Below are 26,550 nucleotides of genomic sequence, written 5' to 3' on the forward strand. Positions count from 1 at the left end.
TATGAATGTAGACGATATTTTTAATCAAAAATATGAGGTAGCTGATATGGTTATACCTAAGTTCTTATTAGCATGTAACCCTATCGTACCTAATATTGACCTTACCTATATATATTCCCCTCATTATATGAGCCTGATAATGGTAATTGAGGAGAACAGCGAGATTGTAAGGCTCAATGATACCTACAGAGCCATGCCCCAGCGGTTATATGTGTATGATATGTTGGAGCAATTCAGGTTAGTTGTTGTCCAGAACAATGTAATAAGTATAGGCGGGATATATGGCCCTGTTATATCAGTAGAACAATTCATTGAAGAAGCGTGGCAGTGGTATAAGAATTATCTTGACTGGGAACTAAAACAAATGCAAGGATTATGACTACACAAGAAAAAGTATTATATATCATCGAATTATTAGAGTTATCAGATAGGCAGGTTTCCTCTGTCATTGGCAAAGCCATATCTACCGTGACCCATAAGAGAGCTCAGATAGGGCGCAATAAGTTCACAGACGAAGATCTGCAAAAGCTCAAGGATTATTACATTGATACGCTTAATAAGATTAAAGCAATTTAAAATCAAAAGCACACCTAATTAGGTGTGCTTTTCTCTTTTAAACAGAACTTATAATATACGAATCGTGGCGATCGTTGTCTATCAGATAAGCATACTTCCACCATACAAGGTAGTCGAAGCAGTCCGATAGGTGGGTCGCATGTTCCTGAGGAATGGAGGTAGAGCGCTCCGAGCTTTTGTCTTTCTCGAAGGAATCTTCTTTCTGCTTGAGTCCTGCATTCTCCATGGATACGATTAGGTTGGGGCAGTTATCCTCATTGATACGGACAAATGGGAGTACTTTGTTGCTCTCCTCTAAGATTTCGTTAATCAGTCGGAACTTGAGGATATGGCTTGGATTGTTCGTGTTGGGTGTCTTGTTATACACCTGCCAGCCTGCTGTACGGAGCATGTCCTCCACATCCTGCGCCAAAGTCGTCTTGCTATTGGCTTCACTTTTAAAGCCTGAGCGATCGTGGTATAGATAGACCTTATTACAGGTAGCCTTGTGTGGCTCGTAATAGTCTATGATCTTCTTTATAAGGTCAGAGAGCTTCTGCGGGTTCTTGACAAAGAAATCCTTAATGATACTCAGCGTATGGGTGAGCGTGCTCTCTTGGGCAACTACAGCACAGTTGATACGCCCTCCGAAGTCCAATGATATTTCCAAGGGAATGCCCTTAATCAAATCCGTGTCATACGTACAGCTTGGGGTATAGCTCTGGGTAAAATCATCTAAAAGATTCGTAGCATACTTGTACTTGTAGTAGTGCTTATTGGCCAATAGTTGCGGATAGAATCCATCGGCCACCTTACGCGGGCGTATGTTCATGATCTCCGCATTGAAGAGCATATCCGATACCCGTTGCTCGTACATCTCCTGAATCCAATTGGGCTTGAGGTTCTCCTTATTTACCTTCGCATTGGCTTTAATGAAGCAATGTTCTTGAGGCTTCTCAATAGCTAATTTCTCCCGATTGGTGAACCACTCGCCCGTCTTGGTCAGCGCTACCGATGAGGTAAATATCGTAGCGTTGAGCAGCGAAGCGCGGTCAAACTCTACTTTCTTAGCTCGGTTTGTGGTCAGTACGTTGTTGAAGAGGCGATCGTGTTCCAAGAGTGCCGCCTCGTCTCCTATGACAATATAAGAGTTCAGCCCGCGCCCCGAGTTGGGGTCGTCTAAGGATACCAATACTAAGATAAACCCATTAGAGAAATGCACCACATTGCTCCATGAGTTGGGAGCTTGGAAAGGCATTGTATATCCTAAGCTCTTGCCACTTTTGCCCACTACATAATCCACCTCCTCGTATAGGCCGAACATCTCCAGCCCCTCTTTGGTAGAGGGGAAAGTACGGCTTTTGATCTGTACAAAAGTAGCCCCTACCAGTACCCCCGTCGCTCGAGGCATTTGGCGAACGGCTTCCTTGACAAACCACCCTAATATAGTTGATTTGCCTGTACCACGCCCCGCCTCGATACAAATATTCTTCACCCGTCCGTACCTATTGGCTTCCACGGCTGCCATCTGCATGGGGTTAAGGTAGATCTCTTTAACTGGTTTTATTAGCATTCTTCACTTTTCACTTTTCATTCTTCACTCTCTTCATAGTCTATCTCCTCAGCGGGGAGTTCGTTGAAGTCCACCACCCCTGTACCGATAGCCTCTCTAAGCATGCGCATACCCTTGCGGCTCATCTTGATATGGTACTCATGAGCGGAGATCTTCTCAAAGTTAATCTCTTTCTCCTCCTTATCGAAGTTGAACAGCGACTTATACGAATCCAGCGCCTTACGCTCCTGCTCCAGATCGCCCTTCTTGAGAGCCTTTAGGTAGAGCTGCCAGTAGCACTCCGCTAAGATCATGCGCTCAGCCTGTACATCCACTTTGTCCAATTCCCCAAAGATCTGCATAGCCCAGTTATAATCCCTATAGGCAGTGGCTTGGCTCACCTTCATCTCCCGCATGTGTATCTGTATGGCCTGATACTTGGAATACTTATTAGTCATCCTAAGGGCGTGAATATGCCTAAGTCGCGCCTTGATCTCCTGCTCGGCAGGGGTAAGCTCTATGCTCTCATCAATATGCGAAGCTGAGATACGAGGGTAAGTACCCTCTTTGTCGAATTTCACTAACTCCATCTTATCATCATTTAGTTATTGGATACTGGCTCTCTGGAACTCCACTACATAGCTGTGTAGGTTCCGTGTGTTATCATAGGATAGAGGCTTCTGAGAGATAGGAATCACCTTGACCCAATCCGTATCATTAGCCTTAATAAAGCACTGAGGGGACTTGATAAGCTCCCATAGCAGCTCCACCTCCTCGGGGAATATCCACCCTGTGTTGAGCTTGAAAGTCCTTTTTTCCTTGACCAAAGCCTTGAACTCTTCGTCCTTCTCGGCATGCTGTGAGATGGTATTCTCATAATTGATGTGCAGTTCTTTCTCACCAGAAAAAGAGAACCAATCAGGGCAATAATTTTGATTTTGAAAAAGTACCGTAATAGGCTCCCCATTAGGCTCAGGCTTAGGCTCCAACGAAAGAGTGCTCTTCTTGATAATCGTATTCTTTCCGAAAAAGCGGTTGGCATTTTTTCGATAGAAACAGAGATTAGCCACCCCGTAATCGTCCACCAATCCAGAAGAATCAACGCTATTAGAAGCAATTTTCCCAAGGTCATTCCTCTTAAAAGCCTTAGTAAGAGCACTTACCGAGATTAGCGAATCGGTATAGGTAGAGCGTAACCCTACATTAGTCAGGTAAGGGTAGGAGAGAGGTGTCCTACCAGGGAGGTATCGCAGGGAAGATAACTTGTGAGTCTTGAACTCCTCCCCCTTGAAGTTGGTTTCCACAATAGTAACATTTACCTCAGTAGCTTTCATCACCTCCACAGGGAGCGCTGTATTTTCGTTATTGATATATAGCCTTTTCAGATCAGGCAAGTTTTCGAAGAAATCCTGAATTTCTTCCCCAAGGTCAATCTTGGCCATGTTGTTAAAGAACACATACTCATACTCCTGAGTGGTGGTCACCCTTCGGCCATATCCTGAGAAATTCATCACCAGCTTAGCGCGGGCAAATTCCGAATTTTCATTCGTCTGTGCTATTGTAAGAATATCCTTATCCAAACAGAAGTATATATCCTTCTGTTCGAAATCCAGATTAGTCTTGATGGTGAGGTCTACCGTAACAATTTGCGTGGAGTCCCTGTTGCTCTTGACCGTAATATATTCCTCCTGAAGCCCGAGAGGGAAAGTCTCAGCACTCTTGGAGCGGAACTTAACCAAAACAAAGGGTTCTCCATTGTGCTTCACTTCCACGATCTCCAACCCAGCCGAAGGGGTGATCGTATAGGTAAGCCTATTGGCATTTTTAATAAGGAAAGAGTTCTCATACCTTTCTCTTTTTTCACGATACAAAGTCGCTTCATAATGTTTTTTGTCGAATGAAAAAGAAGTAAGGTCATTAATAACATTCAGCCTTATGGAGAATACCCGCTGAAAAAGCCAGTTATCCTCCTTGACGATCACCTGATCATGGCTAAAGTCGAAGCCCTGAACTATCCCTGTACGCTTGTAGTTCTCCGATAGAGAGAACTTAGCCCATGCCCACAGATCATCGTTATCTACTTCTACCTTGAAGAGTCCATCATTTTCAAAAGTATATAGCCTTTGCCAATGATCGGCGCCCTCACTATCATGCACTACCCCTCCGAACTTTTGGTGTAGAACCAAAAAACTATTGATATTACGTATAAAGTGTGCTACCTGAAATAGTTCTCCCGTCTCCGCCATCGGTTCGACAAAGAGTTCCCGAGTGGCATTGTTCAGGGTCATATTGACCACCGGTGGTGTATAGGTATCCTTAGAACCTCCCCCGCTGCCGCTTCCTCCTCCGATACCTTCTCGCTTTAGGGTAATGGGCACCTCCCTTTTCTCCAACTCTATGTTGTTTCCATTATTAACAGCATAAGCTGTAAAGGTAAGGGTGAGCTTTGTCTCTCCCTGTGGGAGCTGGGAGAAGTTCTTATACCGCAGCAAATATTCTAATCCACGTCCACGGATCCGCCTTATCCATGAATAAAGAATACGATCGGAGTAAGAGGGTTTTATATTTCTTAGGTCCTGATTCCCGGCATATATCTCCACAAATTCATTCGGAGTAATAGAGATGCTAAAGATATATTTATCTTTTTCCCACTCTTCCGCATATCTTTTCCACTCTTGGTATATTTCATCGTCACTTAGGGGCTCATAGATAGGTACATCTTTAAATTCCCAATGATCTCCGGGGCTATTTCCTCTCACCCATTTTTTTTGTGTTTTATTGGTTTTCTTGCTGGGTTGGTATTTTTCCTCTGCTTTTCTTTTCTTTAGGTATTCTTCCCAAGAGACAAATAACTCTGTTTTGCCTGAGTATCCCTTGAAGTCAGGGAGGAGGAAGAGTTCAGGAAATATAACAGACATTCTGTCATTATTAGGGATAGGCTCTCCTGATTTCCAAGTCTTGTAGATAGGGTTCTCAGAGAAGTCCCACTCTATGATCTCTTCTTCTTTTTCGAAATTAGCAACTGTAGGTTTTTCCTCGTTAAAGGGGTGCCATATATGATAACTTCTTGCGATATATTTACGTGCCATATTATTGTTTTTCTAATTGTTGTTTGATAAAGATAAGGAGTTCTTCTCCGCGCTGCTTAGGGAGTTCCTCAGCCAAGTAGGCGACAGCCTCACTGGCTTCTATTGCCTCATCAATAAAAGGTTTATCCTTCATTCCTTTAGAATATAAGTGAGCCCTAAAAAAGTAGGTAGTTTGCTTGGGCTTCTCACGGGTGCGGGTGCCTCCAGCCCTTACGCGGGAGGCTTCTATCCCGTAATGTTGGATAAATCCATGCCGTGGCATCTTGATAGCAATTCCCTTGAGGTACGCCTGCTTAGTGCCATCAGCCCGCTTGGAATAGCGCATGCGTGCTACTGCGGTAGCAGCCTGTAGGGACGCTTTCCCTCCTGAGAGATGACCACTAAAGCGGGTAGAGACTTCCCCTTGTAAACTGCCCTTGAGCAAGATAGCAGCTTTTTTCCCTATTTCTTTTTCTCGTTCCATTATACATTGATTAGATTGATTTCTACTTGGTAGCATTCGCGGCTAAGGGTGTTCTTGGTGATGGACTTGATAAAAAAACGCTGGCCATACACATACAGCGTATCCCTTAGAGCAAACTCCCGTATCTGATTCTTATTGGCTATAAAGCTCCATGAGAGCTCATAGGAGGATAAGCGCATTTTGTACCATTCTTCCCAGTACTTGGTCACCTTTGGGGGCAGGAGTTCCTCTCTGGTCTCGCCCTCATTCTTGTTGCCATACCGCAAGCCATTATACCAGATAAGTCCTAATACATTACCCCCATTCTTTCGTGGAATACAGGAATGCTCTCCCCTGTAAAGAACTTTCGGAAGGCAGTAGCCCTCAATATTTACCTGAGAGCTCCCCTGTTGTTCCCCTTGTGAGAGTTGCATGCCATTTTCGTCGATCAGTACCGCAGGATAGTTGAACTTAGCCTCGTCCATATCAGGAAACTTAATAAGGTAAGATTCCTTGGTAGTGAGTGTCTTCTTAGGATCCTTGATGGCAAAGGGACGAAAGTCCTTCATCTGTAGGCGATTCTCCGTGTGGATACGATTCATAAAGATCTTGTCCCCCTGAATCTCCAGATCGTAATTCTTCCAGTTCTTAATAGTCTTGACCAAGTCTCCGAAGGTAATATCAGGGACAGCCCGCTTGAGGTCTACCTCATTGTTGTTAATCACCTGTTCAATCACATTCCCCTGAGCGTCATGCTGGGCAATGATATTCAGGTATAGCTCAATGGGGCTATTCCAAGCCCCCTCGAACTCACAACGGAGCTGATGGGAGCCCCCTGTCTCTATGGCAATTACCTGAGTAAAGCTCAAGGTACTTTGGCGCTCACTGATAGCCCCCTCGCGGATCACCACACCATCCAGCTTCACCCGATAGATAAATGGCTCTCCATGGGTTAGTATATGAGCATTGTTACAGACCAAGCGCCACTTTCCGACCTTGTCCAAAGTAGTCTCGGATTGGTACTTCCCAAATACTACTCCGCTCACTTCGCGCTGCTGGGTAAGGCTATCCCTTTGCGGGGTCATATTGACCTCTTGCTGCTCTGAAGTCTTGTAATATTCCTTTCCCGAGTATATCACCTGCTGGAGGAAGTCCTCATCGGTGAGAATATCTCCGGCAAGTGTATATCCCGCATCGGCAAAACCTTTCTTGAGAACATAGAGTAGGTAAGGCATAGGGTGAATGATATTGCGGACTACCCTATTGCCAGAATCCTCACTATTATTGATAAAAGCCCCATTATGAGTGTGGTTCAAGAATCCTTCGAATGCTTCCCAGCCACTCTGGCTGTTATCCTTGTTATAAACTACACGAGGAAAATTATAATCTACCTCTGGGTATCTCTTTCTACAGACTACATTGGCATGCTCATAGATATTGTCTACAGCTACCTTGGCCAGCGGTAAGTCACATAGCTTCTTTTCAAAGTTCGGCAGCTGTTCGAACCCTGATTCTATCTGCGCTTGTACCAGCTCTCCTTCTATGGATAGAATTTCCAAAGTTCCCTTTCTGGCTCTTCCATCCATCACATGGTAGCCCTCATGCTTCTTCTTTAGCCGCAGGGCATTGATAGCCGTATAATTACCCATCTTGACCCTCAGATCTGCATTCATATAGAACTCAAAAGGGAGGGAGAATTGAGTAAAGAAAGTATCCTTGAACCGCGGATTTTCTTCCTGATAGGAGATAGATATTCGGCTCAAGTCCAGTTCGAATGTATCTGTTACAAAGAGATCTCTCATGTTTGCTTACTTCTGAGAATAGATTCGTTCAATATTTCTAAAAAATCGTACAAACGCGTCGCGCTGCACTCATGCCAATTGCCCAAGGGTTGGGTGCTGTCCATCGCCATGGCCGCTATTATCTTGGAGAAGGGGGTATAATCCCCCTGTCGCCTGAATATAGGAGTATCCTCCCTATAAGAGGATTTAGGAAATACAGCAGGATAGCGCTCTATGATGTACTCCCTGGTACATCGATAGGCAAAAACAATCGCAGCCCGCGTGCCAGAGGAAATACTATCGGTTACCTCCGCAATCTTAGGGAGTAGCAAGGGGTCAAACTCACTTGCGCCCCAGCAGTAGAGACTTGCCACCAGCTGGCGTGCATACAATTCCTCACGCTTCTTGCTGTATTGGTAAAAAAGCATGTCCGCCACGGAAAATTGTCGAATGGTACAATTACTCAATCGAGGCAGGGGAGTGGTGAGTCCATCCCAGATATCAGGAAAGGAGAACAAGTCCCTATCGGTGAGCAGGAACTTTCCCAAGGGGAGGAGCTGCTCGATAGAGATTTCCGAGAGCAGCCGCTGTACTCGCTTTTTGTTTTTCCTTGAAGGATCCCCCATCAGCAAGATTAGCACCATCTCCCGATATAGCTCCTGAAAGTCACGCCGATCGTCCTCCATACGTAGGCAGATTTCTTCTCGTTGCCAAGGGCTGAGCTCTGAGTAACTCCCTGCACAGTGAAACTCTATCCTATCCATCTTCTTACTATTCTATAGCCCAACCATAAGACCACCACCAACAATACGCCCTCTACCCACCATGCAAGTCCCCATCTTTGGTGAAGAGTTTCTCGCTCCATAGTATGAGAAGTATGTACCTCCTTTCTCTTTTGAGAGAAATGCCCTTCACTTCTTCGCTCTTCCCTACGGACTACCTGCCTTGCTTGCTGCGCTTGCTCCTGCTTTACCCTTAGGGTAGCTTTTCCCCCCTTGACCTTGAGTACCTCGATATGAGATACCTCCCCATCGAGCCTCTTTACTATGCGTCTTTCTCGCTGCACCTCTATGCTGTCCTTATCATTTTCAAGAGAGAGCTCGTAAGATTGCGAATGTTGGAGGTCAAAAGTAGCGACTTGCTGATGACTTTCTACCTGAGAGAGGCTGTCTTTTTCTTCCCTTCTTTCGATTTGCTGATCTTCTCTGTGATCGGTTCGGCTTGATTTCTTGCTCCTGCACCCTAATAGCACCATAAGAGCTAATAGTAAATACAATTTCTTTCTCATTGGTAATTTTCATTGGTCATTCTTCTCAATTGTTATTATCACCCCCTTGAGTCTTTCGGCATACGTAGGCTCGGTGGCATAACCTGCCTTTGCAACTTCCTCGGCAAACTTGTACGGGTCACTCCTTACCAGTAGTGCCTTGGCATATCGCTTGTTGTTCATGAATAGGTTGGCGTGATCAGTGAAACTCTCCTCTGGGCTGTCGTACTTGCGGAACCAGTCCTTAACAATGTACTTAAACCTGCCATCATGGCGCTTTTCTATGCTAATAATAACAGGGAACTTAGCATTATCATTGGCGAGGATCTCCGTGGTTTGAACCAGCTGACGTTTCTCAGTCGGCGTGCCTGCTTTGGCTTTCACACCAAACATATTATTATCAGGGATACTCTTAGCCCAACCAGTCTCCAAGGCTGATTGAGCCAATATAAAAAGGTGAGAAATCCCCGTCTTACGCTCTGTTTCGAGAGCAAAAGGCTTGTATTTTTTTACGAATTCTTTTGGTGTCATATAATCAAATATTATTTACTTCCATCGTATATTATGTCGAAAGAATATTCTCCTTTGCCTGGAAAATTCACTACAAAATGTGTTTCTTTCCTAAATGAACTTGTTTGAATGTTTTGCTTAAAAGACACTGGGTCTTTTATCCATAAAAATAAAACAGGTAATCCTGATTCATACACAGTTAGTTGATAGTCTCTATAAAATTCCCTATCATATTCTAAATGAATTAGATTAGTGTCTAAAAATGTTCTTGGAGGATGACCTTGTAATATATAATTATTAGTAGGGAGAATTAAAAAATATTCTCTAACCCTTCCATCTAATATTAATCCTATAAAATTGCTTCTATTAGCATAATATTTCCTTTGATTGTTAGTTAAATCTATACTTCCTATAGGATATTCACCCACTTCTACAATGAAATTTTTCCTATCTCCCTTTCCAAGCAATGTTACACTCCCAATAGAAGGCTGACTAATCCCCCCCCAATCAAAATATTGTATCGCATTCATCTGTTAATGTATTTAATTATAGGATAAGGCACGAAGCTCGCCACGATATCCCACCAATCAATGAATGTCTTCTTGATATACTTGTCGTAGAGCTCCTTACATAGCCCAATACTCCCTAATATTATAGCGGCTATAAGTAAGGATTTCACAACAGGTAAGAATATCAGAGCGCTAAGGGAAGTGGCAATAAATATTATATTCCCGTACTTACTATGTAGGAGCTTGTCGCTACCCTTGAGATTGTTCATTACTTTCATCATATATTTCGAATGTCTATGTAACATTTGTTGTTCCATATACTTACTACCGCTGTAGAGCCATCACCCCCGTTGAAGGCATTATCTCCCGTGTAGATGATTTGTTTTCCATCGCAAGTGAAGGTTACTTGTCCACCAGCGAAGACTTTTCGAAAAGACACACAATCTAAAGAGATTAAATCTTTAAGTTGAATAGTTAACGGATTCTCAACAAAAATTACAGAACCATTATGGTTATGGTTACACTCTATATAGTTACGGATAGATATATTATCAATGCTTCCATTCAATTCAAACCAATCTGTATAGCTGCCAGAAATGACCTGTTTTATGTATAATTTCCGATCATTAACATCCAAGTTTTTTGCAATGATAAATCCCCTGCCCTTAGAACTATGGGTAAGTCCTAACATCTCATAGTAAGAACTGCCTGGGGCATTAGCTATACCACTACCTGATCCAAAATGTATAGCCCCATCCTTATCAAGGAATTTGTGAGCATCTGTAATAGTCTTATAAGAAGGAGCTATCTCGTTTATATTTTTAACTCCACCACCAGCTAAAATTACCTTATCATCACTATCATGACCCCAAATCTTTATACCTTTGAATTCTCCATAAACCAAATCGTTGAAATCCATGTTTCCAAAGGCAATATTCCCATTATCTCTTACAACGATTTTTGTTTTATTTTTAATGTCAATATTTCCTTCATCACTCACATGGAATTTGTTTCCACCTTCTCCTACCTGTATTCCCTTATCTGTACGGATGCGATACGCGCCGAAATAAGTACCGTTGGGATGGCTGCCGTTCTCATTGATACGCAACCAGTCATCTATTTGCGTCTTAATAACTTCTTTTCCTCCTCTATTGTTCCAAGAGGTAGGGATAAAATCCAATGATGGCTTATCTGCTAAGTCATTGTAGGAAAAAGCATTCTCGAAAATAACATTATTTCCGGCCATGAGCTTAATCTTTCCATTCTGCACCACGATCCCATCAGGAATATTGCTGACAAAGTGGCTCACGGGGATACTGGTGAGGAGGTTATTGCGCTTGTCTCTCAACTCTAAGGTCTTCTCAGGCTTGTTGTATACCAACTTGGTACCTTCATCGTCAAGAAACATTAGGGAGATACGCCTTACTACATTACTTCCCCTCTTGAATCGTAACTCTGTGGTATTCTCGTCCAGCTCTATATCGTAATCTTCGAGGGTGTCCAGCTTCTGCTTATAGGCATTGGTAAAGTCATTCGTGGATAACCCCTTGCCCGCTTCCTTATCTACCTTGCCGTCAATGAGTGATTTCAGATCCGCCGCTGTACCTACATAGTTGCCGCTTTGGAGCGCTCCCAAGAGTAGTTCTCGCTCGCGCTGGGTCATGATCACCGGTCTGTTGGTATTGAAGGTTAAGCGCTGTAGTGCCTGCTGGGCTGCATCGGCATTGTCATATACAACTCCATTGATCTCTACTTCACTGACCAAGGCGTCCAAGATAGAGAAGTTCATATCCTCTGCGCTGTGTAGGATCAGGCGCTCTCCGTCCACACGTGCTACGAAGTTTTTAAGTGCTAAAATCCCGTTGTACTCAAAGAGGTATTCCTGCAATTCGCCTGTGTCAGGCCTTACTTTATACTTAGGTGTTGGCATGGTTATTCGTTTTTTATGGGTGTTTTATCATTTTCATTGAGATATTCCTTGATGGAAGAAGCTATTTCCTCTACATCCCCGCGGTTAAGGATGATCTTTCCCATCACTTGTCCAGCTTTGTCAAATTGTTCTTTATCATCAGCCTTTTCATAGATACTCTTTATCTCTATCAGGCAGAGTAAAAAGGCACCCCCAAGGGTCATAAAGGGAAAGAACCACAGCTGATTCCCGTAATATTGCTCAAAGTACCACACAGCACTCATCTGCATGCTGTCTACTACTGAAAGAGCAATCAATACATTGTAGTACTGAGCTGTTTTCTTCACAGTACGTCTATATTTGTAAGATTTACGTTCCTCGCCCAAGCTCTTAGCTTTCCGAATGCCACTCCATAGGTCGGCCATAATCATCACAAATACTAATATGTATATTCCAAAAAGAATACACAAGGTTACAAAGATTTTTTCCATTGAATCAATACCTTTTAATTTTCTACTAAGGCAAAAATAAAAAGCCCCTTCCATATAGGAAAGGACTTTTTTAAACCCTTAGTAATCACTATCTCTTGTTTCGCTCTCGCAGTGCTTCGTACTCCTTGATCGCTCTTCGGAGTTCCTTTCCTGCCTTAGCGTCGGCTACGATATAGGCTTCTATACCTTCCCCTTGGATCTTCTCCATGGTAGTGCTGAGCCTTGAGAGCACCTCGGTAAGTCCTGTAGGCACTCCTACGGCAGGGACGCTGTTCTCACTTGTAGGGGCTTCCTGCTTGGTATTCTTCACCTCGCCTCCTGCTTCATAGCCCTGGGGCGACTGCCCCAAACGCTTGGCTTCGAGCCATTCCACCACTTGCGCCACTTCGGGATCTTTCTTGAGCCACTGGGGTACCACATACTCCTCCCCGTGTACTATTCCGGCTACCTCCTGCCCGCTTTCGTCCTTAAATCCTAAGCCCTTGGTATATCCTCCCTTGGCATAGCTGGGAGGCTGCTGCGCCGCTACAATCCCCAATTGTACAGCCCCTAAAGCTCCTACAATTGCAGCAAATACGCTCCCTGCTATAGGTCCCGTATCCGAATAAGCGCGCATGATCCCTGTTGCTGTATTGGCAATAATAGTCATCATATTCATTGCCTTTTGGGCTTTGAACTGCTTTACACTAAGTTCTTTCTTCTTGGCATCGGCTTCTTCGTCCAAGCGCTGTAGCTCCCTTTGGTATTGTACCTGTGAGATATACCCTTGGTTGAGCTGGTTGAGTAGAGCTTTTTTCTTCTGTTCCTGATTCTTGGTAAAGGCAGCCATTTCCTTTTGGTTGAGCCCCTGTTGGAGTTGGGAGAACATGTTAAATGCATTATTCATCGCTCCTACAGCCATATCCACAGCCTTAAAGCGGTTGCTCATCACATCAAGGTTGGAAAAGGTATCCTCCCAGTCCTTGGCCGAGAATCCCAATACATCCACCTTCTCCAGCTCCTTGTCTGCGGCATTCTTCTCTTTAGTATCCTTGTTGTTCTTGATGTTGTCCAGCTTCTCTTTGATTTGGACTATCTTGTCCTCTATCTGGGTGATGTCCTCGACCAGTTTCTCCTTGGCTTCCCCTGTAAGGGTGGATAGGTAGCTCATAAGGATCTGTTTCTGCTCCTCAAAGTTTTTCAGGCTCAGTGCCAATAGCTCTTTCTCGGCTTGTGCTCTTAGGGCTTTTTTAGCGTCCTCGAGTGTCTTAATCTGTGAGAGTTCCCCCGCTGATAGGTTTTCTCTTAGTTGCTTTTTGGCTTCCTCCAAGCTCTGTATCTCTATGATTTCCTCGGATTTCTGGCGGCGAAGGGCTTCTATTTCTCGGTTTCGTTCCTTGACCCTGCGCTCAGCCTCCTTGGCGTGGTATTTCTCCCTGACTTGCAGTAGTTCCTGCTCCTTCTGCTGTTCGTAAGCGACCTCTATTTGTTTGTTGAGCTCCATCAGCTTACGCTTTTCGGCTATGGCTTTCTCCCGATTGGGATCGTTGCTCTTTTCCGCCGCAAGGGTGCTGATTTCCTGTTCCAGAGTGGCGTTCTCTTGTTGTAGCTTGAACTTCTTCTCATTGTATTTCTGCTCCGTGGTGGCTAACTGCTTATCAAGGCTTTCCTCCAGCCCTTGGGCTATCTCCTTCTGTAGCTCCTGCTCTGTTTGTAAGCGGGCACGCTTGGCCGCCTCATACTCTTGGGTATAGTCTTTTGCCTTGGCTGCCTTGCCCTTGCCCTCTTTGTCTCCGCTGCTTCCTACTACGGGCGTATCGGGGGTATCTGTGCTCGCTGTGGAGCCCTCTACTTTCTTAGCCTGCTCCTTCATCAATTGGTCTGTGGCAGTCTTGAGTTCTTGCTCGGCATTTTTGATACGTTTGCTGCGATTTTCCAAGGAACTAACGATATTGTTCTGGGCAGCCATAGTCATATTCCCCATACTTTTGACGCTATTCCATGCCTTCTGATACCACGAGATATTCTCCTCAAGGCTCGAATATTCCGCCTTGGCCAGTGCTTCGGCTTTCTGATCCACAATCGCTTTGAGGTACTTCTCTCTGGCCGCAGTCCTTAGGCTCTCCACATACCTATCCAATGCCTTTTTAGCCTCCTCTGTCTGTGCTGTCTCTACTGTAAGGTTGCCGTTGTATTCAGGAACCAATCGGTTTAGCTCCGCCACAGCCCTACGGCGCTCCTCGTATGGCTTCTGTACATCTTTGGCAACAGCCAATAGCTGCTGTAAGTGATTCACCTCCACCGCAGTTTGTACATTAGCTTCCTTTATCGCATCATTGTGTAACTTCTGTCCTGTAAGCGCCTGCTTCTGCTCTCTATTGAATAATACCATATATGTCACTACAGTCCCTATCGCTGCCGCAACCAATCCCCAAGGATTGGCTTTCGTAATAGCGTTAAAGGCCTGCATGGATTCTCCTGCCTTTTTAAAGTTCAAGGAAAGAGCTTGTATAACTGCCGAAAACAGCAGCGCCGCAGCTCTGCCCGCCTGCATTGACGCCGTCTTCACCTTCAGCGCTGCATTATACAGCAGCGACTGCTGCCACGCTTCTTTAGTGGCCACCGCGGCAATGCTCACCGCTGCCTTATAGCTCACCACAGCCGCAGTACATACCCCTAAGGTCTTCAGCAAAAAGGCAATGCGCTCCCTGAATACCTTCACTCCATCGCCTGCCTTGCTCGTGACCCCAGTAAGCCAGCCCAGTGCTTGGATAATATAGGAGAAAAAACCTTGTATCCAAGTGCTGGTAAAGGTTTCCTTCCATACCTTCTTGATCTTCTCCCAGATGGCTGCGGTGTTGTTATTGACCTTGTTGAACTCCTCTTGTATGGAGGTACCTTCCTCCATCGCCTCCCCTGCCAAGCTCATCATCTCCCGAAAGCGATCTGCATTGGCACCCGCTGCCCCTATGGCTTTCTGTACTTCCAGTGTGTTCAGCTTTAAACCCTTGAGTACCTCCGCTGTACCCTCCGCGCCTAATCCCTTCATGGCTTGGGCGAATCGCAAGAAGAACTCCTCGGGCTTGGTCTCAAAGAGCGTTCTGGCTTCCTCTGCCGACATCCGCATTTGCTTGGCAAACGCTTCCACATTGGTACCCGCTACGCTCATAAATCGCGAATACCCACTGGAGGCGATCTCCGCGTCGATTCCTGATTCTTCGAATGCCGCCCCTAAGCCCAAGGTCTGCGCGATTGTTGGCTTGAGTGCGTTGGGTAATTGTCCTATACGGGTAGCAAAATCGGATATATTCTCTTCGCTGGCCGTACCATTGGCGCCCAGCTCGTTCAGCGCCGAGCCTATCGCGTTCAGCGCTTCCCCGTAGTTCTGATTTTTGGTTTCTTCGAATAGGTTCTTGAGCTTTCCTACCTTGGTGGTTACCGCTTCCAATCCTCCTTGGAAGGAATCCCCCAGGGCAACGTAGATCTTATCTATCTCCTCGGTAAATTCCCTGAGCTGCTCCTTGTCCGTAATCCCCAAGCGCCCTCCGATCTGGGCTATATCCAGCAGCTCCTTTTTTCCTGTACGGGTGTCCAGCTCGTCGAAGTCATTCCACAGTTCGCGTACCTTCTCAGCAGCAAGCCCTGAGGTTTTCTCCACCCCCGTCATCGCATCGGAGATTTCCAACAGCTCCCCCACCGAATCCTTAGCCGTGCCTGCAAGCGTCCCCAGAAAACTTGTAAGCAGGTTCCCTGTAACTATCTGCTTTATTCCCAACCAAAAGCCCTCACTCTTGCGCCCCGCTGCCTCAAGGGCGGAGCCTGCTCGCTCGGCACTCCCTGTCACCTGATCAAGCGCCGCTGTAGCCTGTTGTATCTCTCCTTTTACACGCTCCAAATGTGCCTTAGCCTCCTTTAGCTCTGCTGCTTTATTGTTAAAGTCTTCCGTGCCAGGAGTAAGATTCTTTAGATCTTTTTCCAGATCCTTTACCACTTTGGAAATCCCCGTGAAACTGTCCGATACTTCCTTTCCATTGATCGTGATGACCAAATCCGTCGTTACTCTCTTTGCCATTTTTTATAGGTGTTAGTTATTAGTGGTCAGCTGTCAGCCTCTGTCCACTGACTACTGACCACTGCAAAAATAAAGAGCCCTTTCCATTCAGGAAAGGACTCTTTCACTTGTCACTGGTCACTATAAAAGTTTTCGCCATAAGTACCTCGCGATAAGGAAGCATACGCCAAAGTATGTAAATACAATAATCATACCCAGCGCTGCATCGGTATACTGACTAAATAGGTATAGCCCAAAGGCAAACATTCCTGCAAAAATAAGCCAAAATGCCCCTTTCCTTACTCGCTCTCGTTCCTGATCTCGCTGCTTGAGAGCGGCAAAGCCTGCCTCGTCCTGTATGGCTTGTATGCGATCGCCCGAACGCTTTCCGATCACATCCGTATAGGAGGAATACGCCACTGTGGCCACAAGGATCAGCGAGGCACCCCACCAAGGCACTACCCCCGCTATCCATAGCACCAAGCCTGCCACAAGGCCTATGAGCACTCCAAGCCCGCCGACAACCATCCAATACTCCTTTTCCTCGGCTATTAATTGCTTTTTACGCAATTCTATGTCTGTTACTTTTGTTTCCATTGCTTTTAATTTTTGTTATTCACTTGTTACTTCTCACTCTTCTTATACAGCTTCCACAAGAAGGCTTCTCCTTGTTCCTGCTCCACCAGTTCTATGGCAAAACCTATTTCTTTCATCAGCTCGTAGATATCGTGTTCGCTTACTGGGGTAGTGGGGATCACCCCCACTACCATAGCCAGCAGCTCAAGGGTACTCTTATAAGTACATACCCAGCTATCGGTGGTCGCTATAGGGCTGTAATACCTCCCTATCAGCTCCCGAATCTCTTCTGTGTAATCTTCCATATGCTTTCTTATTAACAGCCTAAATTGTTGTATTCCTCGCAGAATAACTCTATTTCCTCCTTGTGCCGCTGCACGATAAAGGTCAGCGAGAGCATGTGCAGAAACATATCTTTGATAAATGCTTCCTCTTCCTTGTCAAAAAAAGTTGAGTCCTCCAATAGCTTAGGGAACTGCAAGAGTTTTTCCTGAAAATCATCCTCGTGGTCTAACCTGCCATCTATCTCGGCGATCCAATAAGCGAGCTTTCTCCCGAGTACTTCATTCAGCGGGCGTGGTAGTGTGTTTCCTTTCATAGCACACCTCCTTCCTTTACTTTAGCATAAGTGATAGCCCCATAGAGCGAGAGTACAGCTGTGGCAAAGGTTTTTCCCTTGCCCTCCTGATGGAGCGCACAGATACGCCATTCATCGGTAATCTTTCCGGTATAGCTGTTCTTCTTGGAACCTACCTTGATCACACATTCTCAGCGAGCTTCCTGAAGAATTTCTTGAAAATACTCCTTGGCTACCTCCTCGTAGAGGTCTTCCAATAACCCCTTGGAGCGGGGCGCCTGTGGTTTTTGGGGATACAACGCCTCCATTACAGGCATAGTATCTACGGTTGTTTTTTCTTGTTGGAACATAAGATAAAAATAAAAAATCCGTGAGTGGGTGTTGTTCCAACAAGAGCTTACGCATTTGTTTGTATAGCATTACGGCTATACGACACCTTCACGGATATGGGTTTATAATGGTATTTTGCAACTTTAAACAAGTGTTGCTCTTGTTGGAACATTGCAAAGGTACAACTTTTTTTGAAACTACCAAATGTTTTCTACGAAAAAAAGAAATATTTTTTAAGTAGCTAAATGATAAGTGGTTACAAGTGTTTTCATAGGTGTATTGTCTTGGAAATTAATCATTATTGGCATTTATCAATGCTTCTATCTCCTTCACTTGTAGTTTCATTTGTTCCACTTCCTCGCGCTTTCTGGCGATCTTCTCATTGAGCACCCATAAGCTCCTCACAGTCATGCCCTCTTCACTCTTTGCTTGTTCCTCCCACTTGGCCAAGCTCTTTTCACGTGATACTATATTACTGCGCAATGTGTTGCGGCGCTGTACAAGCTCCATAGGGGTAAGGCGGCTGTAATCCTCTTGGACTGGCTCAAGGATCTTCTTATGATCACGCCAATATTGCAGTACCACATCGCAGTTGTCCATTGCCTCAAAGAGCTGCCATAGCTGCCGCTGTATCTCGCATGCTTTGCCTTCGTCCTCCATAGGTACGGCATTCAGTGTAAGTTTCAGCGAACAGGCACGGAGCCACGCCTCTTGCTTAGCCCTATACACCCCATGTAGCGCCACAGGATAATCGGCAATCCAATCCGTTTTTTTTGCTGGCTCCTCGCTTTTTTGCGGGGGCTCTCCACTTGTGGGGGTGGATTGTGATTCAGGCGCACAAGTGGGCTGAGCGGATCGCTCTTTGATAAGTCGCCTTACCTTTGCCTCTGCTTCTAAGGAATAGTAGCGAGGAACGCCTCGAAGATCTCCTCCAAGGCGTTCCAAGTCATTAACCAATTCCCTATATTGAGCTTTATAATCCATAATGTCAGTTATCAGTGGTCAGTGATCAGTGATCAGTAGTTAGTCATTAATCATTGAACATTAATCATTAGTCACTCCTCTTTTCATTTTCAGCGCCCGCTCCAAGTACGGCACATCCTTAGGGTAGTGCTCCCGCTTCTGGGCGATGAGCTTCTCAAGGGTCGCTGTGCCCAGCTCCGAGAAGAGCGCCACAGCCCCCTCTTTCAGCGCCAAGTACTTAAACCCCGTGATGTATAGTACCAAGGCATTGTACGGCACCCGCGAGAGGTCTATGATCTGTAACCCTGCTTGTACTTCCTTCTCCCCAGTGTAGTATACACGCCCTCCAGGGAGCAGCACCTCGAAGCACTCTTCCAGATTAGGCTTTAGGCGCTTTACCTCCCCCTGTTCTAAGGGGGAAGTAGTCGCCATGTTCTTATTTTCTTGATCCTTTGCCATTAATCATTGAGCATTAATCGTTAATCGTTAATCATTATGCCTCAGCAATGCTTCCTGCATACTTGTACAACTTGGAGTTGGTGGTGATCTTCAGTGTTACCCCTGAATCGTCTTCGGCTTTCTTGCCTGTAGTAGCATCAGCAGAATCCATAAAGGCAGGGTTAATCTTTGTTCCCACTACCCACAAAGTACCTACAGCATCAGGCACAATAAAGGTCATAGGCACATTCTTGTAACGGCCGATAAAGTCGAGCACCTTGTCCGAAAAGCGTGGAATCTTTGCCTCAAGGTCTGTCTTTGCCTTCTTGTTCCCCGCGTTGCCCACAAGGCTCATCTTTAGTTCGTTCTCGTTGATCTGTAGGTCTATCCCCTTCCATGTCTTCCCAGTGACAAGGGTTAGGTTTCCTTCCTCTATGGTGTTAGCCTTGCCCAGCTCCCCCGTATTAGGAGGGAGGACACACTTGTCGAGGAAGGCTGTAGGGGCATATAGCACACGCGTACTGATACCCCCGCTCACCTCGTCGTTAGGACAGCTATCCAAGCTCTCAAACGGAGCATTATCAAAACAATTTGTTGCCATTTCTTTTATCTTTTAAGTTTATTCGTTATTTGTTTTTACTCTTCACTCTTTACAATAAGAGCGCTTCCCCCGCCTATGAGCTGCACGAGTGCTTCCTCGTCTGCGGCCAACTCTTCCTGAGTGTAGCGCTCCCCACCGAATAGGATCTGCAAGGGCGCATCGTCTGCAAACTGGTACTTCTTTCCACGGAAAGAAAAGGCATGCCCCTCTCTCTTTTCCTCTGATACCTCAGGGGCGCCTGCACCCTCTTGAGAAGCTTCTCTCAAGGCAAGGGCTTTTTCCCTTTCGTCAAGGGACTGTTCACGTTGGTCAAGGGCTTTTTCTCGTGCCTCCAACTCCGTACCGATGTCATTCAGTTCTGATTCCTTGCGATCCACAGCTGCTTCGCGGGCGCTCAGCTCCGAAGAGCGATCCTCAAGGAGCGCCTCGCGCTCCTCAAGGGTCAGTTCTCTGTTATCATTATTATCTTTTGCCATATATTATCTATTTAATTATAAAAATAGGTTTGGATAGAACAGCTTGTTTTGTGAATCATTGTTCAAGCCTCTGTGCTTGCTGGCATCAGCAGTCTCTACGAATAGGTACTGGTTCACCGCAAAATCGTAGCCCAAGTGCCACTGAGAGAAGAGCTTCACTACATAGTCCTGCACCTGCACATCGTCCAATAGTGCGGGATTGTCTTTGCGATCGTACAAGCGGAAGAAGTTCCCATCGTACCACGCTATGATACGCCCTTTCTTCAGTCCTGGTACTCCCACTATGGTACGGCCAAACTTTGTTTTTCCACGCTGTGGATCCTTGAAGTCTATGTACTGGTTGGCAGGGGTCTCACGCGCCTCTACATAGTCGTTGAACTCTTCCAAGGAGAGGAAGATAGTGCTTACTTTCCCTTGGTCAGGCAACCCTTTTTCAAACTTCGTTACCCTATCCACTATGGTAGCGGAGGAATCCACGGGGATCAAGAAAACGGGGTTTTCTGTATCCGCCACAGCTCTGGTAACTACCTCGTTGATCCCATCCATGGTCTTGGTGTAGTCAGGAGTAGTGCTTCCCACCTGAGTAGAATCGTACTTCCCTACAACTGAAACCACATTCAAGTCGGAGATGATCTTATCCTGCGCCATACGCATGATGTACTTGCTGATAGGCATTTCATTGGGTTTCTTCTCCTCTTCGTATAGTTCTTCTACCCAGCTATCATACACCTCGTATGGGTTGATCTGAAAGTTCATCTTCTGTTGGAAGTTCTTAAGCAATTTCTTGCCAAAAGAAACCTTACCATACGGAGTCCAAGTATCCGAAAAGGCTTGCACCACGTTCGTCATTAGTACATAAGGGATATGATACTCCCCTTTGATCTTTGGCAAAGTCTTAGCAAATTGGTTCAGTAGGATTTTATCCGAAAGAATCGCCGCTTGTAGCTCAAAAGGATTTTTCTTTCCATAACGAACCAACTCATTTTTGATTTGTTCAATGTCAATATTTCTTGCCATATTCTTGCTTTTAAGTTGTTATTCTAAATTGTTCTTACAGCTGATTGTGTGCATCTTCCATTCGCACTACTTCGTCCCCGCTCTGCTGTTCACGCCCGTCATTACTTGGCTGGGTATGTACTGGGCGTTTCTCTCCGTACTCCTTGCAAGTCTTCCCAAGGGCAGCAATGTCAGCGATTGCGTCCCCGTTACTCTTAAGGTCATTCAGCGCCATCGCCTCGCCAAGGGCTTCACTCAGCGCCTTGCCTTCTGTGGCGACTTTTTCTTTTTCAGCCTTCAGCGTGGCAATCTCTTGCTCAAGGGCGACCACTTGCTCCGCAGTCGCAGCTTCTTTCTTCTCTGCAAGGGCTGCCTCCACCTTGGCCAGCTGCGAAGCGGTAAGGCTTACATAGGCCTCACCCCCAAAGAGCGGCTTTTTTTCCTCTAAGGCACTCCCCAAGAGCGCCGATAACAATACGTATTTCATATCTCGTTTATTAAAGTTTCCAAACTCATTATTTCATCTACAAGGCCGACCTCCAGTGCGCCCTTAGGGGTATATACAGCCCCCTTGAACACGCGCCCGTCGTCCTTGATGTCTGCTCGGTACCCCTGCACGGAGCTAATAAAGCCCTTAGCCAGCTCGCTGAGGCGCTCCTTAGCAAGGGTGTCATTTCCTGCTACCAAGTCCCGCCATAGCTTGTTCTTTTCGCTGCTCTCTGGGGCATACACTTCATAGATTTTGGCGCCCCACTTCTCGAATAGCTGCGAGTAGTCTTGCGTATGTAGCATAGTGCCAATGCTTCCTATGACATCAGCAAAGGGGCTACTCACCACCTTATCGCAGGCCGCCGCAATCCAATAGGCTGCACTACACATATACCCATTGGTATACGCTACGATAGGCTTTTCTATCCCTTTGATGATGTGTGCCAGCTCCGCCGTGCCTGAGACCATACCCCCGCCGCTGTTTATATCCAAGATGATAGCCGAGACGCTTGGGTGCGCGTCCAGCTGCCGAAGGTAGCGCCCATAGCTCTGAGTACCTATATAGTCATAGGACGTATGCTTAACGATCGCCCCGTATATATCCACCACTACGGGGAAAGTATCCCGTCCGCTGGCACTCCCACTACGCGCCTGCACCTCCAGCTTAGCCTCATAATCCGCCTCTAACTTCTCAGAAGCTGCAAAAGCATTATCCTTAAACCCTTTTACAAGCCCAGGAATAATGGAGAGCAAATATTCTTTTTCTATTGATAGGATCATTTTTTTAGTTCTTAGTTATTAGTGGTTAGTCACTAGTCACTTGTAACTCGTCACTAGTCACTGACCTCTGTCCTCCGCAAAGGTAATACACCCCTTCCTCCCCCCAAAGGACAGCTTTTATACCCCTCTTTCTACTGTCCACTAACCACTAACTACTGACTTCTGTCCACTAACAACTAACAACTAACCACTAATTAATCGGCGGCAAGAACATCAGCACTCTGAACTTCTCCGTAATCTTCCCAAGCGTTGGGAAAATGATGGTTTGCCCTGTCAGGCTAATGGTAAATAGATCCTTCCCCGTACCGTTATCCACGATGTCGTCATCTATGGTAAGGCTAAAGGGTTCCCTATGGTTTCCCACCACGAGCATCTCCTGAGCCGACACCAAGGCAACGACATACTTACGCTTTTTGTGCATGGATATCAGCTTCAGCCGTACCTCCTTGCTCAGCTCGTATATGGGAAAGGTAACCTTCATATCGAAGTAGTCATTGTGGTTTTGCTCCTTAAGGCTTATCTTACGGTTATAGCCGCTGGGGTGAGCCACTCGTAGTTTTACAAGGGCAGCATTCGGATCGGGGGTGAGCGCCCTCAGATTTTGGTTAAAGGTAAAGTTCGCCGCGTCAAAGAGCAGCACATGGCGGATCTCCCGCGTGAAATCCTCCCCTATATTACATAATTCGTAACTCATTTTTTTTAGATTATAGGCAAAGATAAGCGCCCTTTCCCATTCAGGAAAGGACGCTTTAAGCAGGTAACCGCTTACAATCCATTGTAAGCCTCATAGATATCCGCTAACTCCTCTTTATTTTCTTTCACAATAAAGGATAGATCCAGCATGTAATCAAAAATCTCTTCTAAAAACTCCTGATCATCTGAATCTAAGAGCTTAGCTTTTTTTATCTCTTTTGGGAATCTTGATAGCCTTTTTTGAAAATTCTTCTCTGCGGAGATCTTTTCAGCTACCTCAACGAGCCATTGAGAAAGCTCTTCCCCCAATTGCCTACTTAGTGGATGTGGATTGTTATTCATGATTTTTACCTCCTTCCTATTATTGTTTAGTTATGACATGGATAGAATCAGTAATCCTAATTCCTTAGCGATAGCATGCTCGATACGAGCCCCTCGGCTTTCCTTCCAGTCAGGGAGGAGGAATATACCTCCACACCCCATAAGGAGTTCTATATCTCTGAGCATGTGCTGTTCCCAAGGGCTATCAATGGGCAGCCCATTCTCAAGAGGAGAAACAGGAGTTTGTCCCATCGCAATCAAGTACTGACATGCCTCGTGGAACTTCTCCCGTGTCTGCTCAATATCCGTGTCTGTTATCTTTCCTGATATGTATATTTTCATAGCTTCACAAGTTTAATTCTATTACAACAAAGGTTTGGCTTTCTCCAATAATTCCTTCTGCTCTTCCAGAAAATTGTAGGCTATTTCATGTGATTTAAAAGCAAGCACTCTACTAGTATTGAGCCATAACTCCAAACAAAGTTTCTCTTTCTCTACCGAGATACAAAATTTATTCTTATCATCTTCCCAATCAGGCTGCCACCCCTCATTGTAGTAGTCTCTAAGAATAACTAATTGTCTAAGAGCTTCAAACACTTCTGGACTAACACTCTTAGGATAAAGTATATTTATACCTTCCAAATTAAAATAAGCATATTTGTCCCTATCATACTTCAATTTTTTTTCCGCTTTTTCAAAAGTCAGCGGAGGTGCTTTTTGTTCAAAGCCTTCTAACACTATTTCATATGGCTTAGTAGAAAGGGTTGGAATATGTTTTTTACTAAAACGACCATCTGGGGTATAGTTGTTTCGACCTGCTTCATTTTCAAAAGATACTTCTACAGGATAAGGATCATTTTCTTCATTACTTATCTCTACAATTACCCCTTTCTTATTAGGAAAATTTAATTGGTCATAAACTTCCATTCCTTCTTTAAATACTGTTTTCATCCTCTTCTTATTTGTTAAAAATTATTTCTCCTAAACTAAGTACAAAGTATCTTTTGCCTTCTTCTGCACCCCATTCACTCTTTCCTGTGCCTTGGGTGATCCTTTTCAGTTCAATAACAAACCATGGCGCATAGCTCCCATAGCCATTGCGAAAGATGATCCTATCATATTTCTTTCCGATAAGCCGCTTTTCCCAGTAAGGCTTGATCTCTCGGTATTCCTCCTTCTTCTCTCCTGAGAGAATAAGGTCAAACCAGTTTTTCTTGAGTGTAAGGTGTAAATTCATCTACTAAAAATTTTAATCGTTTAGCTATTAATTCTACTATATCCACGGTTACGGCGTTGCCGATTAGCTTGTATCGTTGTGTTTTTGAGATACGCCTTATTCTCTCGTTATAATTGCCATATTGTGTCCAGTTATCTGGAAAACCTTGCAAACGTTCACATTCGATTTCCGTGAGGCGGCGCACACCATTAAGTAAATTATTCTCTTGAAAGGCGTTGCTCGATATAGTAGGGCAGATTTTGAGGTCTGCTCCTTTATTTTTACCTCGTGGAAGTTGGCGTATTACTGGCATACCACTACCATCTTCCCTCGCTCTTGCTGGAATAGTGGGGGCAATATTTTTTTTCACTTCACGAAATCCCTTGCCGTCGTTGTGTGTTCGGTAAGTACCTACTTGTATATAAGTATCATCAGCATTCATATTGCCGTTGGCTTTGAGAGTGGTACTAATTTGGGCTTGTAATTGACTTGTCGTTTTTTCTGAATAAAGGAAATCATCTTCTCGGATAGGAAATACTCCTGGGATACTTCTTCCTGCAAGATGTCCGACAAGGTATATCCGCTCTCTATTTTGGGGTAAAAGCCAGCTCGTATTAAGCAATTGCCATTCAAGTCTATAACCCCCAATGTTGGCAAACGCTTGGATAATAGCCCAAAAGTCTGCACGAGCGTTTGAGGAGAAAGCTCCCTTAACGTTCTCCCAGATAAAAATACCTGGTCTGAGCTGAGCAATGAGGGCAATTGCGTGCGCGATAAGGCTACTTTTGGCTCCTTTAAGCCCCTCTCTTCTTCCAGCAAGTGAGAAATCTTGGCAAGGCGATCCGAAAGTGATAATGTCAATGTCTGTAAAGTCTCCTCCGTGAAGAGTGGTAATGTCTCCGATGTATTTTGCATGTGGAAAATTGTGTTTATAGTTTGCGATGGCGTGTTTGTCGATCTCACTAAAATAATGCTCTGTGAATTGGTAGCCTGCTCTCTGAAAGCCGAGCGCAAAGCCCCCAATCCCGCTGAAAAGGTCAATGATTTTCATCCTCTATAATTTTTAATCGTTGTCCCTCGTCCCCCCCTTCGGGGACTTCGAGGGTTAGGGGGTTCACTTGTAACTCTTTATAAGGTATCCATTCACCTTTTACTTTTCGGTCATATACATACAGAATCTTTGATAAGTCGTCTATTGTCTTCTCTGTCAGTTTACGACTTTTTTCTTCAAATTCCCCTTTATGCGCCCGATATAATATCTCTGTTATCACACCTATTTGTGTGTCATTGAGTTCTGATGTTAGCGCAACACTATATTTATCATCTTCTTTTTTTATCAGCTCAATAGAGAGCTTCCCTAATATTTTATCTTTCATCTTTCACAAATTTACCGTTAATCATTTTTCCTTTTAAAAAGTTCTCTGTATTTAGAGGTCGTTATCTCTGTGCAATCAGCAGGAATGGGAACATCTGTCCAATCTTCTTCGATAAAAAAGCAAAAGTATTCATCATTATTCCAATCAAGTCCTATACAGTTAATAAAATCTCCCCCCCAACCTATACAGGCATTGAGTTCTCCCTTGGTGATAACAGTGGCTTGTTTGAACTCGGCTTGTAGCGCTTTCCCCTCTTTGGTATTCAATCGAGGCTTATATTCGTTCTTGCCTTTATTAACTAACTTCCATAATTTGACATCTACAATTGCACATTTGTGGAATGTTACAGAGGAGATCCCTCCTGCAGCTTCCCAAGAAGAACGCCTCCATGAGGTAAAACCGTATTTATCGGCTAATGCCTTTTGATCTTTATGACAAATATCTAATTTGTCCATTATCTTTTGAAACTTTTTACCAGTTTCACTTTCTTTCTTTGTAATAAAATACATGGGCATTATTTTAAATTTTTAATATTACTTATTCACTTTTTGCCTACTGGTGAGAGCTTTTCACTCTTCACTTT

Annotated in this window: 35 protein-coding genes; 2 read left to right on the top strand and 33 right to left on the bottom strand. The window is 44.9% G+C overall.

Annotated features, from left to right (window positions below):
• Nucleotide 1: 1 nt before the first annotated feature.
• Together CGC50_RS12300 and CGC50_RS12305 are read left to right on the top strand one after the other, a co-directional pair.
• Nucleotides 2-379 carry a hypothetical protein gene (locus CGC50_RS12300; protein WP_095911032.1) on the top strand — a complete coding sequence of 126 codons (378 nt, stop codon included), beginning with the start codon at nt 2-4 and terminating at the stop codon, nt 377-379.
• On the top strand, nt 376-576 hold the full coding sequence (locus tag CGC50_RS12305; protein ID WP_095911033.1) for a hypothetical protein: 201 nt from the start codon (nt 376-378) through the stop codon (nt 574-576). The genes CGC50_RS12300 and CGC50_RS12305 overlap by 4 nt, the downstream gene beginning before the upstream one ends.
• Nucleotides 577-613: 37 nt before the next feature.
• On the opposite strand, the gene CGC50_RS12310 is transcribed toward CGC50_RS12305, so the two are convergent.
• From CGC50_RS12310 to CGC50_RS12460, 33 genes are all read right to left on the bottom strand, one after another.
• Nucleotides 614-2,083: a hypothetical protein gene (locus CGC50_RS12310; protein ID WP_232781143.1), complete on the bottom strand. Its 1,470-nt coding sequence runs from the start codon at nt 2,081-2,083 to the stop codon at nt 614-616.
• A gap of 62 nt (nt 2,084-2,145) precedes the next feature.
• Nucleotides 2,146-2,697, bottom strand: a complete 552-nt coding sequence (locus CGC50_RS12315; protein WP_095911034.1) for a hypothetical protein — start codon at nt 2,695-2,697, stop codon at nt 2,146-2,148.
• A 15-nt stretch (nt 2,698-2,712) separates the two neighbouring features.
• On the bottom strand, nt 2,713-5,196 hold the full coding sequence (locus CGC50_RS12320) for a hypothetical protein (RefSeq protein ID WP_095911035.1): 2,484 nt from the start codon (nt 5,194-5,196) through the stop codon (nt 2,713-2,715).
• 1 nt (nt 5,197) lies between these two features.
• Nucleotides 5,198-5,659: a hypothetical protein gene (locus tag CGC50_RS12325; RefSeq protein WP_095911036.1), complete on the bottom strand. Its 462-nt coding sequence runs from the start codon at nt 5,657-5,659 to the stop codon at nt 5,198-5,200.
• Nucleotides 5,659-7,440 (bottom strand): hypothetical protein, encoded by a 1,782-nt coding sequence (locus CGC50_RS12330; protein WP_095911037.1) that lies wholly within the window; start codon nt 7,438-7,440, stop codon nt 5,659-5,661. The genes CGC50_RS12325 and CGC50_RS12330 overlap by 1 nt, the downstream gene beginning before the upstream one ends.
• Complete coding sequence (locus tag CGC50_RS12335; protein ID WP_095911038.1) at nt 7,437-8,183, bottom strand: hypothetical protein; 747 nt, start codon at nt 8,181-8,183, stop codon at nt 7,437-7,439. Before CGC50_RS12335 ends, CGC50_RS12330 begins: the two co-directional genes overlap by 4 nt.
• Nucleotides 8,171-8,707 (bottom strand): hypothetical protein, encoded by a 537-nt coding sequence (locus CGC50_RS12340; RefSeq protein WP_157909473.1) that lies wholly within the window; start codon nt 8,705-8,707, stop codon nt 8,171-8,173. The genes CGC50_RS12335 and CGC50_RS12340 overlap by 13 nt, the downstream gene beginning before the upstream one ends.
• Nucleotides 8,708-8,716: 9 nt before the next feature.
• The gene (locus CGC50_RS12345; RefSeq protein ID WP_095911040.1) at nt 8,717-9,217 is read right to left on the bottom strand and encodes a glycoside hydrolase family 73 protein; all 501 of its coding nucleotides are present in this window, start codon (nt 9,215-9,217) and stop codon (nt 8,717-8,719) included.
• Nucleotides 9,218-9,228: 11 nt separating this feature from the next.
• Nucleotides 9,229-9,726 carry a hypothetical protein gene (locus CGC50_RS12350; protein ID WP_095911041.1) on the bottom strand — a complete coding sequence of 166 codons (498 nt, stop codon included), beginning with the start codon at nt 9,724-9,726 and terminating at the stop codon, nt 9,229-9,231.
• Nucleotides 9,723-9,986 (bottom strand): hypothetical protein, encoded by a 264-nt coding sequence (locus tag CGC50_RS12355; RefSeq protein WP_095911042.1) that lies wholly within the window; start codon nt 9,984-9,986, stop codon nt 9,723-9,725. Before CGC50_RS12355 ends, CGC50_RS12350 begins: the two co-directional genes overlap by 4 nt.
• A complete protein-coding gene (locus CGC50_RS12360; protein ID WP_095911043.1) occupies nt 9,983-11,635 on the bottom strand; it encodes a hypothetical protein in 1,653 nt (550 codons plus the stop codon). The genes CGC50_RS12355 and CGC50_RS12360 overlap by 4 nt, the downstream gene beginning before the upstream one ends.
• 2 nt (nt 11,636-11,637) lie before the next feature.
• Complete coding sequence (locus tag CGC50_RS12365) at nt 11,638-12,105, bottom strand: hypothetical protein (RefSeq protein ID WP_095911044.1); 468 nt, start codon at nt 12,103-12,105, stop codon at nt 11,638-11,640.
• A gap of 88 nt (nt 12,106-12,193) precedes the next feature.
• Complete coding sequence (locus CGC50_RS12370) at nt 12,194-16,156, bottom strand: phage tail tape measure protein (RefSeq protein WP_095911045.1); 3,963 nt, start codon at nt 16,154-16,156, stop codon at nt 12,194-12,196.
• A gap of 120 nt (nt 16,157-16,276) precedes the next feature.
• Nucleotides 16,277-16,732 carry a hypothetical protein gene (locus CGC50_RS12375; protein WP_095911046.1) on the bottom strand — a complete coding sequence of 152 codons (456 nt, stop codon included), beginning with the start codon at nt 16,730-16,732 and terminating at the stop codon, nt 16,277-16,279.
• Between the two features lie 26 nt (nt 16,733-16,758).
• Nucleotides 16,759-17,016 (bottom strand): hypothetical protein, encoded by a 258-nt coding sequence (locus CGC50_RS12380; RefSeq protein WP_095911047.1) that lies wholly within the window; start codon nt 17,014-17,016, stop codon nt 16,759-16,761.
• Between the two features lie 11 nt (nt 17,017-17,027).
• Nucleotides 17,028-17,309, bottom strand: a complete 282-nt coding sequence (locus tag CGC50_RS12385) for a hypothetical protein (RefSeq protein ID WP_095911048.1) — start codon at nt 17,307-17,309, stop codon at nt 17,028-17,030.
• A complete protein-coding gene (locus tag CGC50_RS13830; protein WP_157909474.1) occupies nt 17,306-17,473 on the bottom strand; it encodes a hypothetical protein in 168 nt (55 codons plus the stop codon). Before CGC50_RS13830 ends, CGC50_RS12385 begins: the two co-directional genes overlap by 4 nt.
• A 6-nt stretch (nt 17,474-17,479) precedes the next feature.
• A complete protein-coding gene (locus CGC50_RS13835; protein ID WP_157909475.1) occupies nt 17,480-17,638 on the bottom strand; it encodes a hypothetical protein in 159 nt (52 codons plus the stop codon).
• Nucleotides 17,639-17,909: 271 nt separating this feature from the next.
• Nucleotides 17,910-18,602 (bottom strand): hypothetical protein, encoded by a 693-nt coding sequence (locus tag CGC50_RS12390; protein ID WP_095911049.1) that lies wholly within the window; start codon nt 18,600-18,602, stop codon nt 17,910-17,912.
• 60 nt (nt 18,603-18,662) lie between these two features.
• Nucleotides 18,663-19,040 carry a hypothetical protein gene (locus CGC50_RS12395; protein WP_095911050.1) on the bottom strand — a complete coding sequence of 126 codons (378 nt, stop codon included), beginning with the start codon at nt 19,038-19,040 and terminating at the stop codon, nt 18,663-18,665.
• A 34-nt stretch (nt 19,041-19,074) separates the two neighbouring features.
• Nucleotides 19,075-19,620 (bottom strand): hypothetical protein, encoded by a 546-nt coding sequence (locus tag CGC50_RS12400; protein ID WP_157909476.1) that lies wholly within the window; start codon nt 19,618-19,620, stop codon nt 19,075-19,077.
• Nucleotides 19,621-19,655: 35 nt separating this feature from the next.
• Nucleotides 19,656-20,096, bottom strand: coding sequence for a hypothetical protein (locus CGC50_RS12405; protein WP_095911052.1), 441 nt, complete (start codon nt 20,094-20,096; stop codon nt 19,656-19,658).
• A 15-nt stretch (nt 20,097-20,111) separates the two neighbouring features.
• Entirely contained in the window at nt 20,112-21,113 is a 1,002-nt protein-coding gene (locus CGC50_RS12410) for a hypothetical protein (protein WP_095911053.1), read from the bottom strand.
• Nucleotides 21,114-21,147: 34 nt separating this feature from the next.
• Nucleotides 21,148-21,579: a hypothetical protein gene (locus CGC50_RS12415; protein ID WP_095911054.1), complete on the bottom strand. Its 432-nt coding sequence runs from the start codon at nt 21,577-21,579 to the stop codon at nt 21,148-21,150.
• The gene (locus tag CGC50_RS12420) at nt 21,576-22,361 is read right to left on the bottom strand and encodes a S49 family peptidase (RefSeq protein ID WP_095911055.1); all 786 of its coding nucleotides are present in this window, start codon (nt 22,359-22,361) and stop codon (nt 21,576-21,578) included. Before CGC50_RS12420 ends, CGC50_RS12415 begins: the two co-directional genes overlap by 4 nt.
• A 190-nt stretch (nt 22,362-22,551) precedes the next feature.
• Nucleotides 22,552-23,055 carry a hypothetical protein gene (locus CGC50_RS12425; RefSeq protein WP_095911056.1) on the bottom strand — a complete coding sequence of 168 codons (504 nt, stop codon included), beginning with the start codon at nt 23,053-23,055 and terminating at the stop codon, nt 22,552-22,554.
• A 71-nt stretch (nt 23,056-23,126) separates the two neighbouring features.
• The gene (locus CGC50_RS12430) at nt 23,127-23,396 is read right to left on the bottom strand and encodes a hypothetical protein (protein WP_157909477.1); all 270 of its coding nucleotides are present in this window, start codon (nt 23,394-23,396) and stop codon (nt 23,127-23,129) included.
• 30 nt (nt 23,397-23,426) lie between these two features.
• Nucleotides 23,427-23,717 (bottom strand): DUF4406 domain-containing protein, encoded by a 291-nt coding sequence (locus CGC50_RS12435; RefSeq protein ID WP_095911058.1) that lies wholly within the window; start codon nt 23,715-23,717, stop codon nt 23,427-23,429.
• A 21-nt stretch (nt 23,718-23,738) separates the two neighbouring features.
• Nucleotides 23,739-24,326 (bottom strand): hypothetical protein, encoded by a 588-nt coding sequence (locus CGC50_RS12440; RefSeq protein ID WP_095911059.1) that lies wholly within the window; start codon nt 24,324-24,326, stop codon nt 23,739-23,741.
• 7 nt (nt 24,327-24,333) lie between these two features.
• A complete protein-coding gene (locus CGC50_RS12445) occupies nt 24,334-24,612 on the bottom strand; it encodes an ASCH domain-containing protein (RefSeq protein WP_095911060.1) in 279 nt (92 codons plus the stop codon).
• A complete protein-coding gene (locus CGC50_RS12450) occupies nt 24,575-25,642 on the bottom strand; it encodes a DNA cytosine methyltransferase (protein ID WP_095911061.1) in 1,068 nt (355 codons plus the stop codon). Before CGC50_RS12450 ends, CGC50_RS12445 begins: the two co-directional genes overlap by 38 nt.
• Nucleotides 25,629-25,967, bottom strand: coding sequence for a hypothetical protein (locus CGC50_RS12455; protein ID WP_095911062.1), 339 nt, complete (start codon nt 25,965-25,967; stop codon nt 25,629-25,631). Before CGC50_RS12455 ends, CGC50_RS12450 begins: the two co-directional genes overlap by 14 nt.
• A 17-nt stretch (nt 25,968-25,984) precedes the next feature.
• A complete protein-coding gene (locus CGC50_RS12460; protein WP_095911063.1) occupies nt 25,985-26,476 on the bottom strand; it encodes a hypothetical protein in 492 nt (163 codons plus the stop codon).
• Between the last annotated feature and the right edge of the window lie 74 nt (nt 26,477-26,550).

Origin of the sequence: Capnocytophaga gingivalis (assembly GCF_002302415.1) — a bacterium.
In the GTDB taxonomy this organism is placed as follows: Bacteria; Bacteroidota; Bacteroidia; order Flavobacteriales; family Flavobacteriaceae; genus Capnocytophaga; species Capnocytophaga gingivalis.

Coding starts and splice junctions, on each gene's coding strand:
- CGC50_RS12340 (WP_157909473.1), bottom strand. CDS start 8,707: ATGAGAAAGAAATTGTATTTACTATTAGCTCTTATGGTGCTATTAGGG.
- CGC50_RS12435 (WP_095911058.1), bottom strand. CDS start 23,717: ATGAAAATATACATATCAGGAAAGATAACAGACACGGATATTGAGCAG.
- CGC50_RS12440 (WP_095911059.1), bottom strand. CDS start 24,326: ATGAAAACAGTATTTAAAGAAGGAATGGAAGTTTATGACCAATTAAAT.
- CGC50_RS12365 (WP_095911044.1), bottom strand. CDS start 12,105: ATGGAAAAAATCTTTGTAACCTTGTGTATTCTTTTTGGAATATACATA.
- CGC50_RS12305 (WP_095911033.1), top strand. CDS start 376: ATGACTACACAAGAAAAAGTATTATATATCATCGAATTATTAGAGTTA.
- CGC50_RS12455 (WP_095911062.1), bottom strand. CDS start 25,967: ATGAAAGATAAAATATTAGGGAAGCTCTCTATTGAGCTGATAAAAAAA.
- CGC50_RS12460 (WP_095911063.1), bottom strand. CDS start 26,476: ATGTATTTTATTACAAAGAAAGAAAGTGAAACTGGTAAAAAGTTTCAA.
- CGC50_RS12345 (WP_095911040.1), bottom strand. CDS start 9,217: ATGACACCAAAAGAATTCGTAAAAAAATACAAGCCTTTTGCTCTCGAA.
- CGC50_RS12350 (WP_095911041.1), bottom strand. CDS start 9,726: ATGAATGCGATACAATATTTTGATTGGGGGGGGATTAGTCAGCCTTCT.
- CGC50_RS12420 (WP_095911055.1), bottom strand. CDS start 22,361: ATGATCCTATCAATAGAAAAAGAATATTTGCTCTCCATTATTCCTGGG.
- CGC50_RS12325 (WP_095911036.1), bottom strand. CDS start 5,659: ATGGAACGAGAAAAAGAAATAGGGAAAAAAGCTGCTATCTTGCTCAAG.
- CGC50_RS12310 (WP_232781143.1), bottom strand. CDS start 2,083: ATGGCAGCCGTGGAAGCCAATAGGTACGGACGGGTGAAGAATATTTGT.
- CGC50_RS12330 (WP_095911037.1), bottom strand. CDS start 7,440: ATGAGAGATCTCTTTGTAACAGATACATTCGAACTGGACTTGAGCCGA.
- CGC50_RS12320 (WP_095911035.1), bottom strand. CDS start 5,196: ATGGCACGTAAATATATCGCAAGAAGTTATCATATATGGCACCCCTTT.
- CGC50_RS12315 (WP_095911034.1), bottom strand. CDS start 2,697: ATGGAGTTAGTGAAATTCGACAAAGAGGGTACTTACCCTCGTATCTCA.
- CGC50_RS12370 (WP_095911045.1), bottom strand. CDS start 16,156: ATGGCAAAGAGAGTAACGACGGATTTGGTCATCACGATCAATGGAAAG.
- CGC50_RS12390 (WP_095911049.1), bottom strand. CDS start 18,602: ATGGATTATAAAGCTCAATATAGGGAATTGGTTAATGACTTGGAACGC.
- CGC50_RS13835 (WP_157909475.1), bottom strand. CDS start 17,638: ATGTTCCAACAAGAAAAAACAACCGTAGATACTATGCCTGTAATGGAG.
- CGC50_RS12385 (WP_095911048.1), bottom strand. CDS start 17,309: ATGAAAGGAAACACACTACCACGCCCGCTGAATGAAGTACTCGGGAGA.
- CGC50_RS12300 (WP_095911032.1), top strand. CDS start 2: ATGAATGTAGACGATATTTTTAATCAAAAATATGAGGTAGCTGATATG.
- CGC50_RS12450 (WP_095911061.1), bottom strand. CDS start 25,642: ATGAAAATCATTGACCTTTTCAGCGGGATTGGGGGCTTTGCGCTCGGC.
- CGC50_RS12335 (WP_095911038.1), bottom strand. CDS start 8,183: ATGGATAGGATAGAGTTTCACTGTGCAGGGAGTTACTCAGAGCTCAGC.
- CGC50_RS12355 (WP_095911042.1), bottom strand. CDS start 9,986: ATGATGAAAGTAATGAACAATCTCAAGGGTAGCGACAAGCTCCTACAT.
- CGC50_RS12410 (WP_095911053.1), bottom strand. CDS start 21,113: ATGGCAAGAAATATTGACATTGAACAAATCAAAAATGAGTTGGTTCGT.
- CGC50_RS12430 (WP_157909477.1), bottom strand. CDS start 23,396: ATGAATAACAATCCACATCCACTAAGTAGGCAATTGGGGGAAGAGCTT.
- CGC50_RS12425 (WP_095911056.1), bottom strand. CDS start 23,055: ATGAGTTACGAATTATGTAATATAGGGGAGGATTTCACGCGGGAGATC.
- CGC50_RS12375 (WP_095911046.1), bottom strand. CDS start 16,732: ATGGAAACAAAAGTAACAGACATAGAATTGCGTAAAAAGCAATTAATA.
- CGC50_RS12405 (WP_095911052.1), bottom strand. CDS start 20,096: ATGGCAAAAGATAATAATGATAACAGAGAACTGACCCTTGAGGAGCGC.
- CGC50_RS12400 (WP_157909476.1), bottom strand. CDS start 19,620: ATGGCAACAAATTGTTTTGATAATGCTCCGTTTGAGAGCTTGGATAGC.
- CGC50_RS12380 (WP_095911047.1), bottom strand. CDS start 17,016: ATGGAAGATTACACAGAAGAGATTCGGGAGCTGATAGGGAGGTATTAC.
- CGC50_RS12395 (WP_095911050.1), bottom strand. CDS start 19,040: ATGGCAAAGGATCAAGAAAATAAGAACATGGCGACTACTTCCCCCTTA.
- CGC50_RS12360 (WP_095911043.1), bottom strand. CDS start 11,635: ATGCCAACACCTAAGTATAAAGTAAGGCCTGACACAGGCGAATTGCAG.
- CGC50_RS12445 (WP_095911060.1), bottom strand. CDS start 24,612: ATGAATTTACACCTTACACTCAAGAAAAACTGGTTTGACCTTATTCTC.
- CGC50_RS12415 (WP_095911054.1), bottom strand. CDS start 21,579: ATGAAATACGTATTGTTATCGGCGCTCTTGGGGAGTGCCTTAGAGGAA.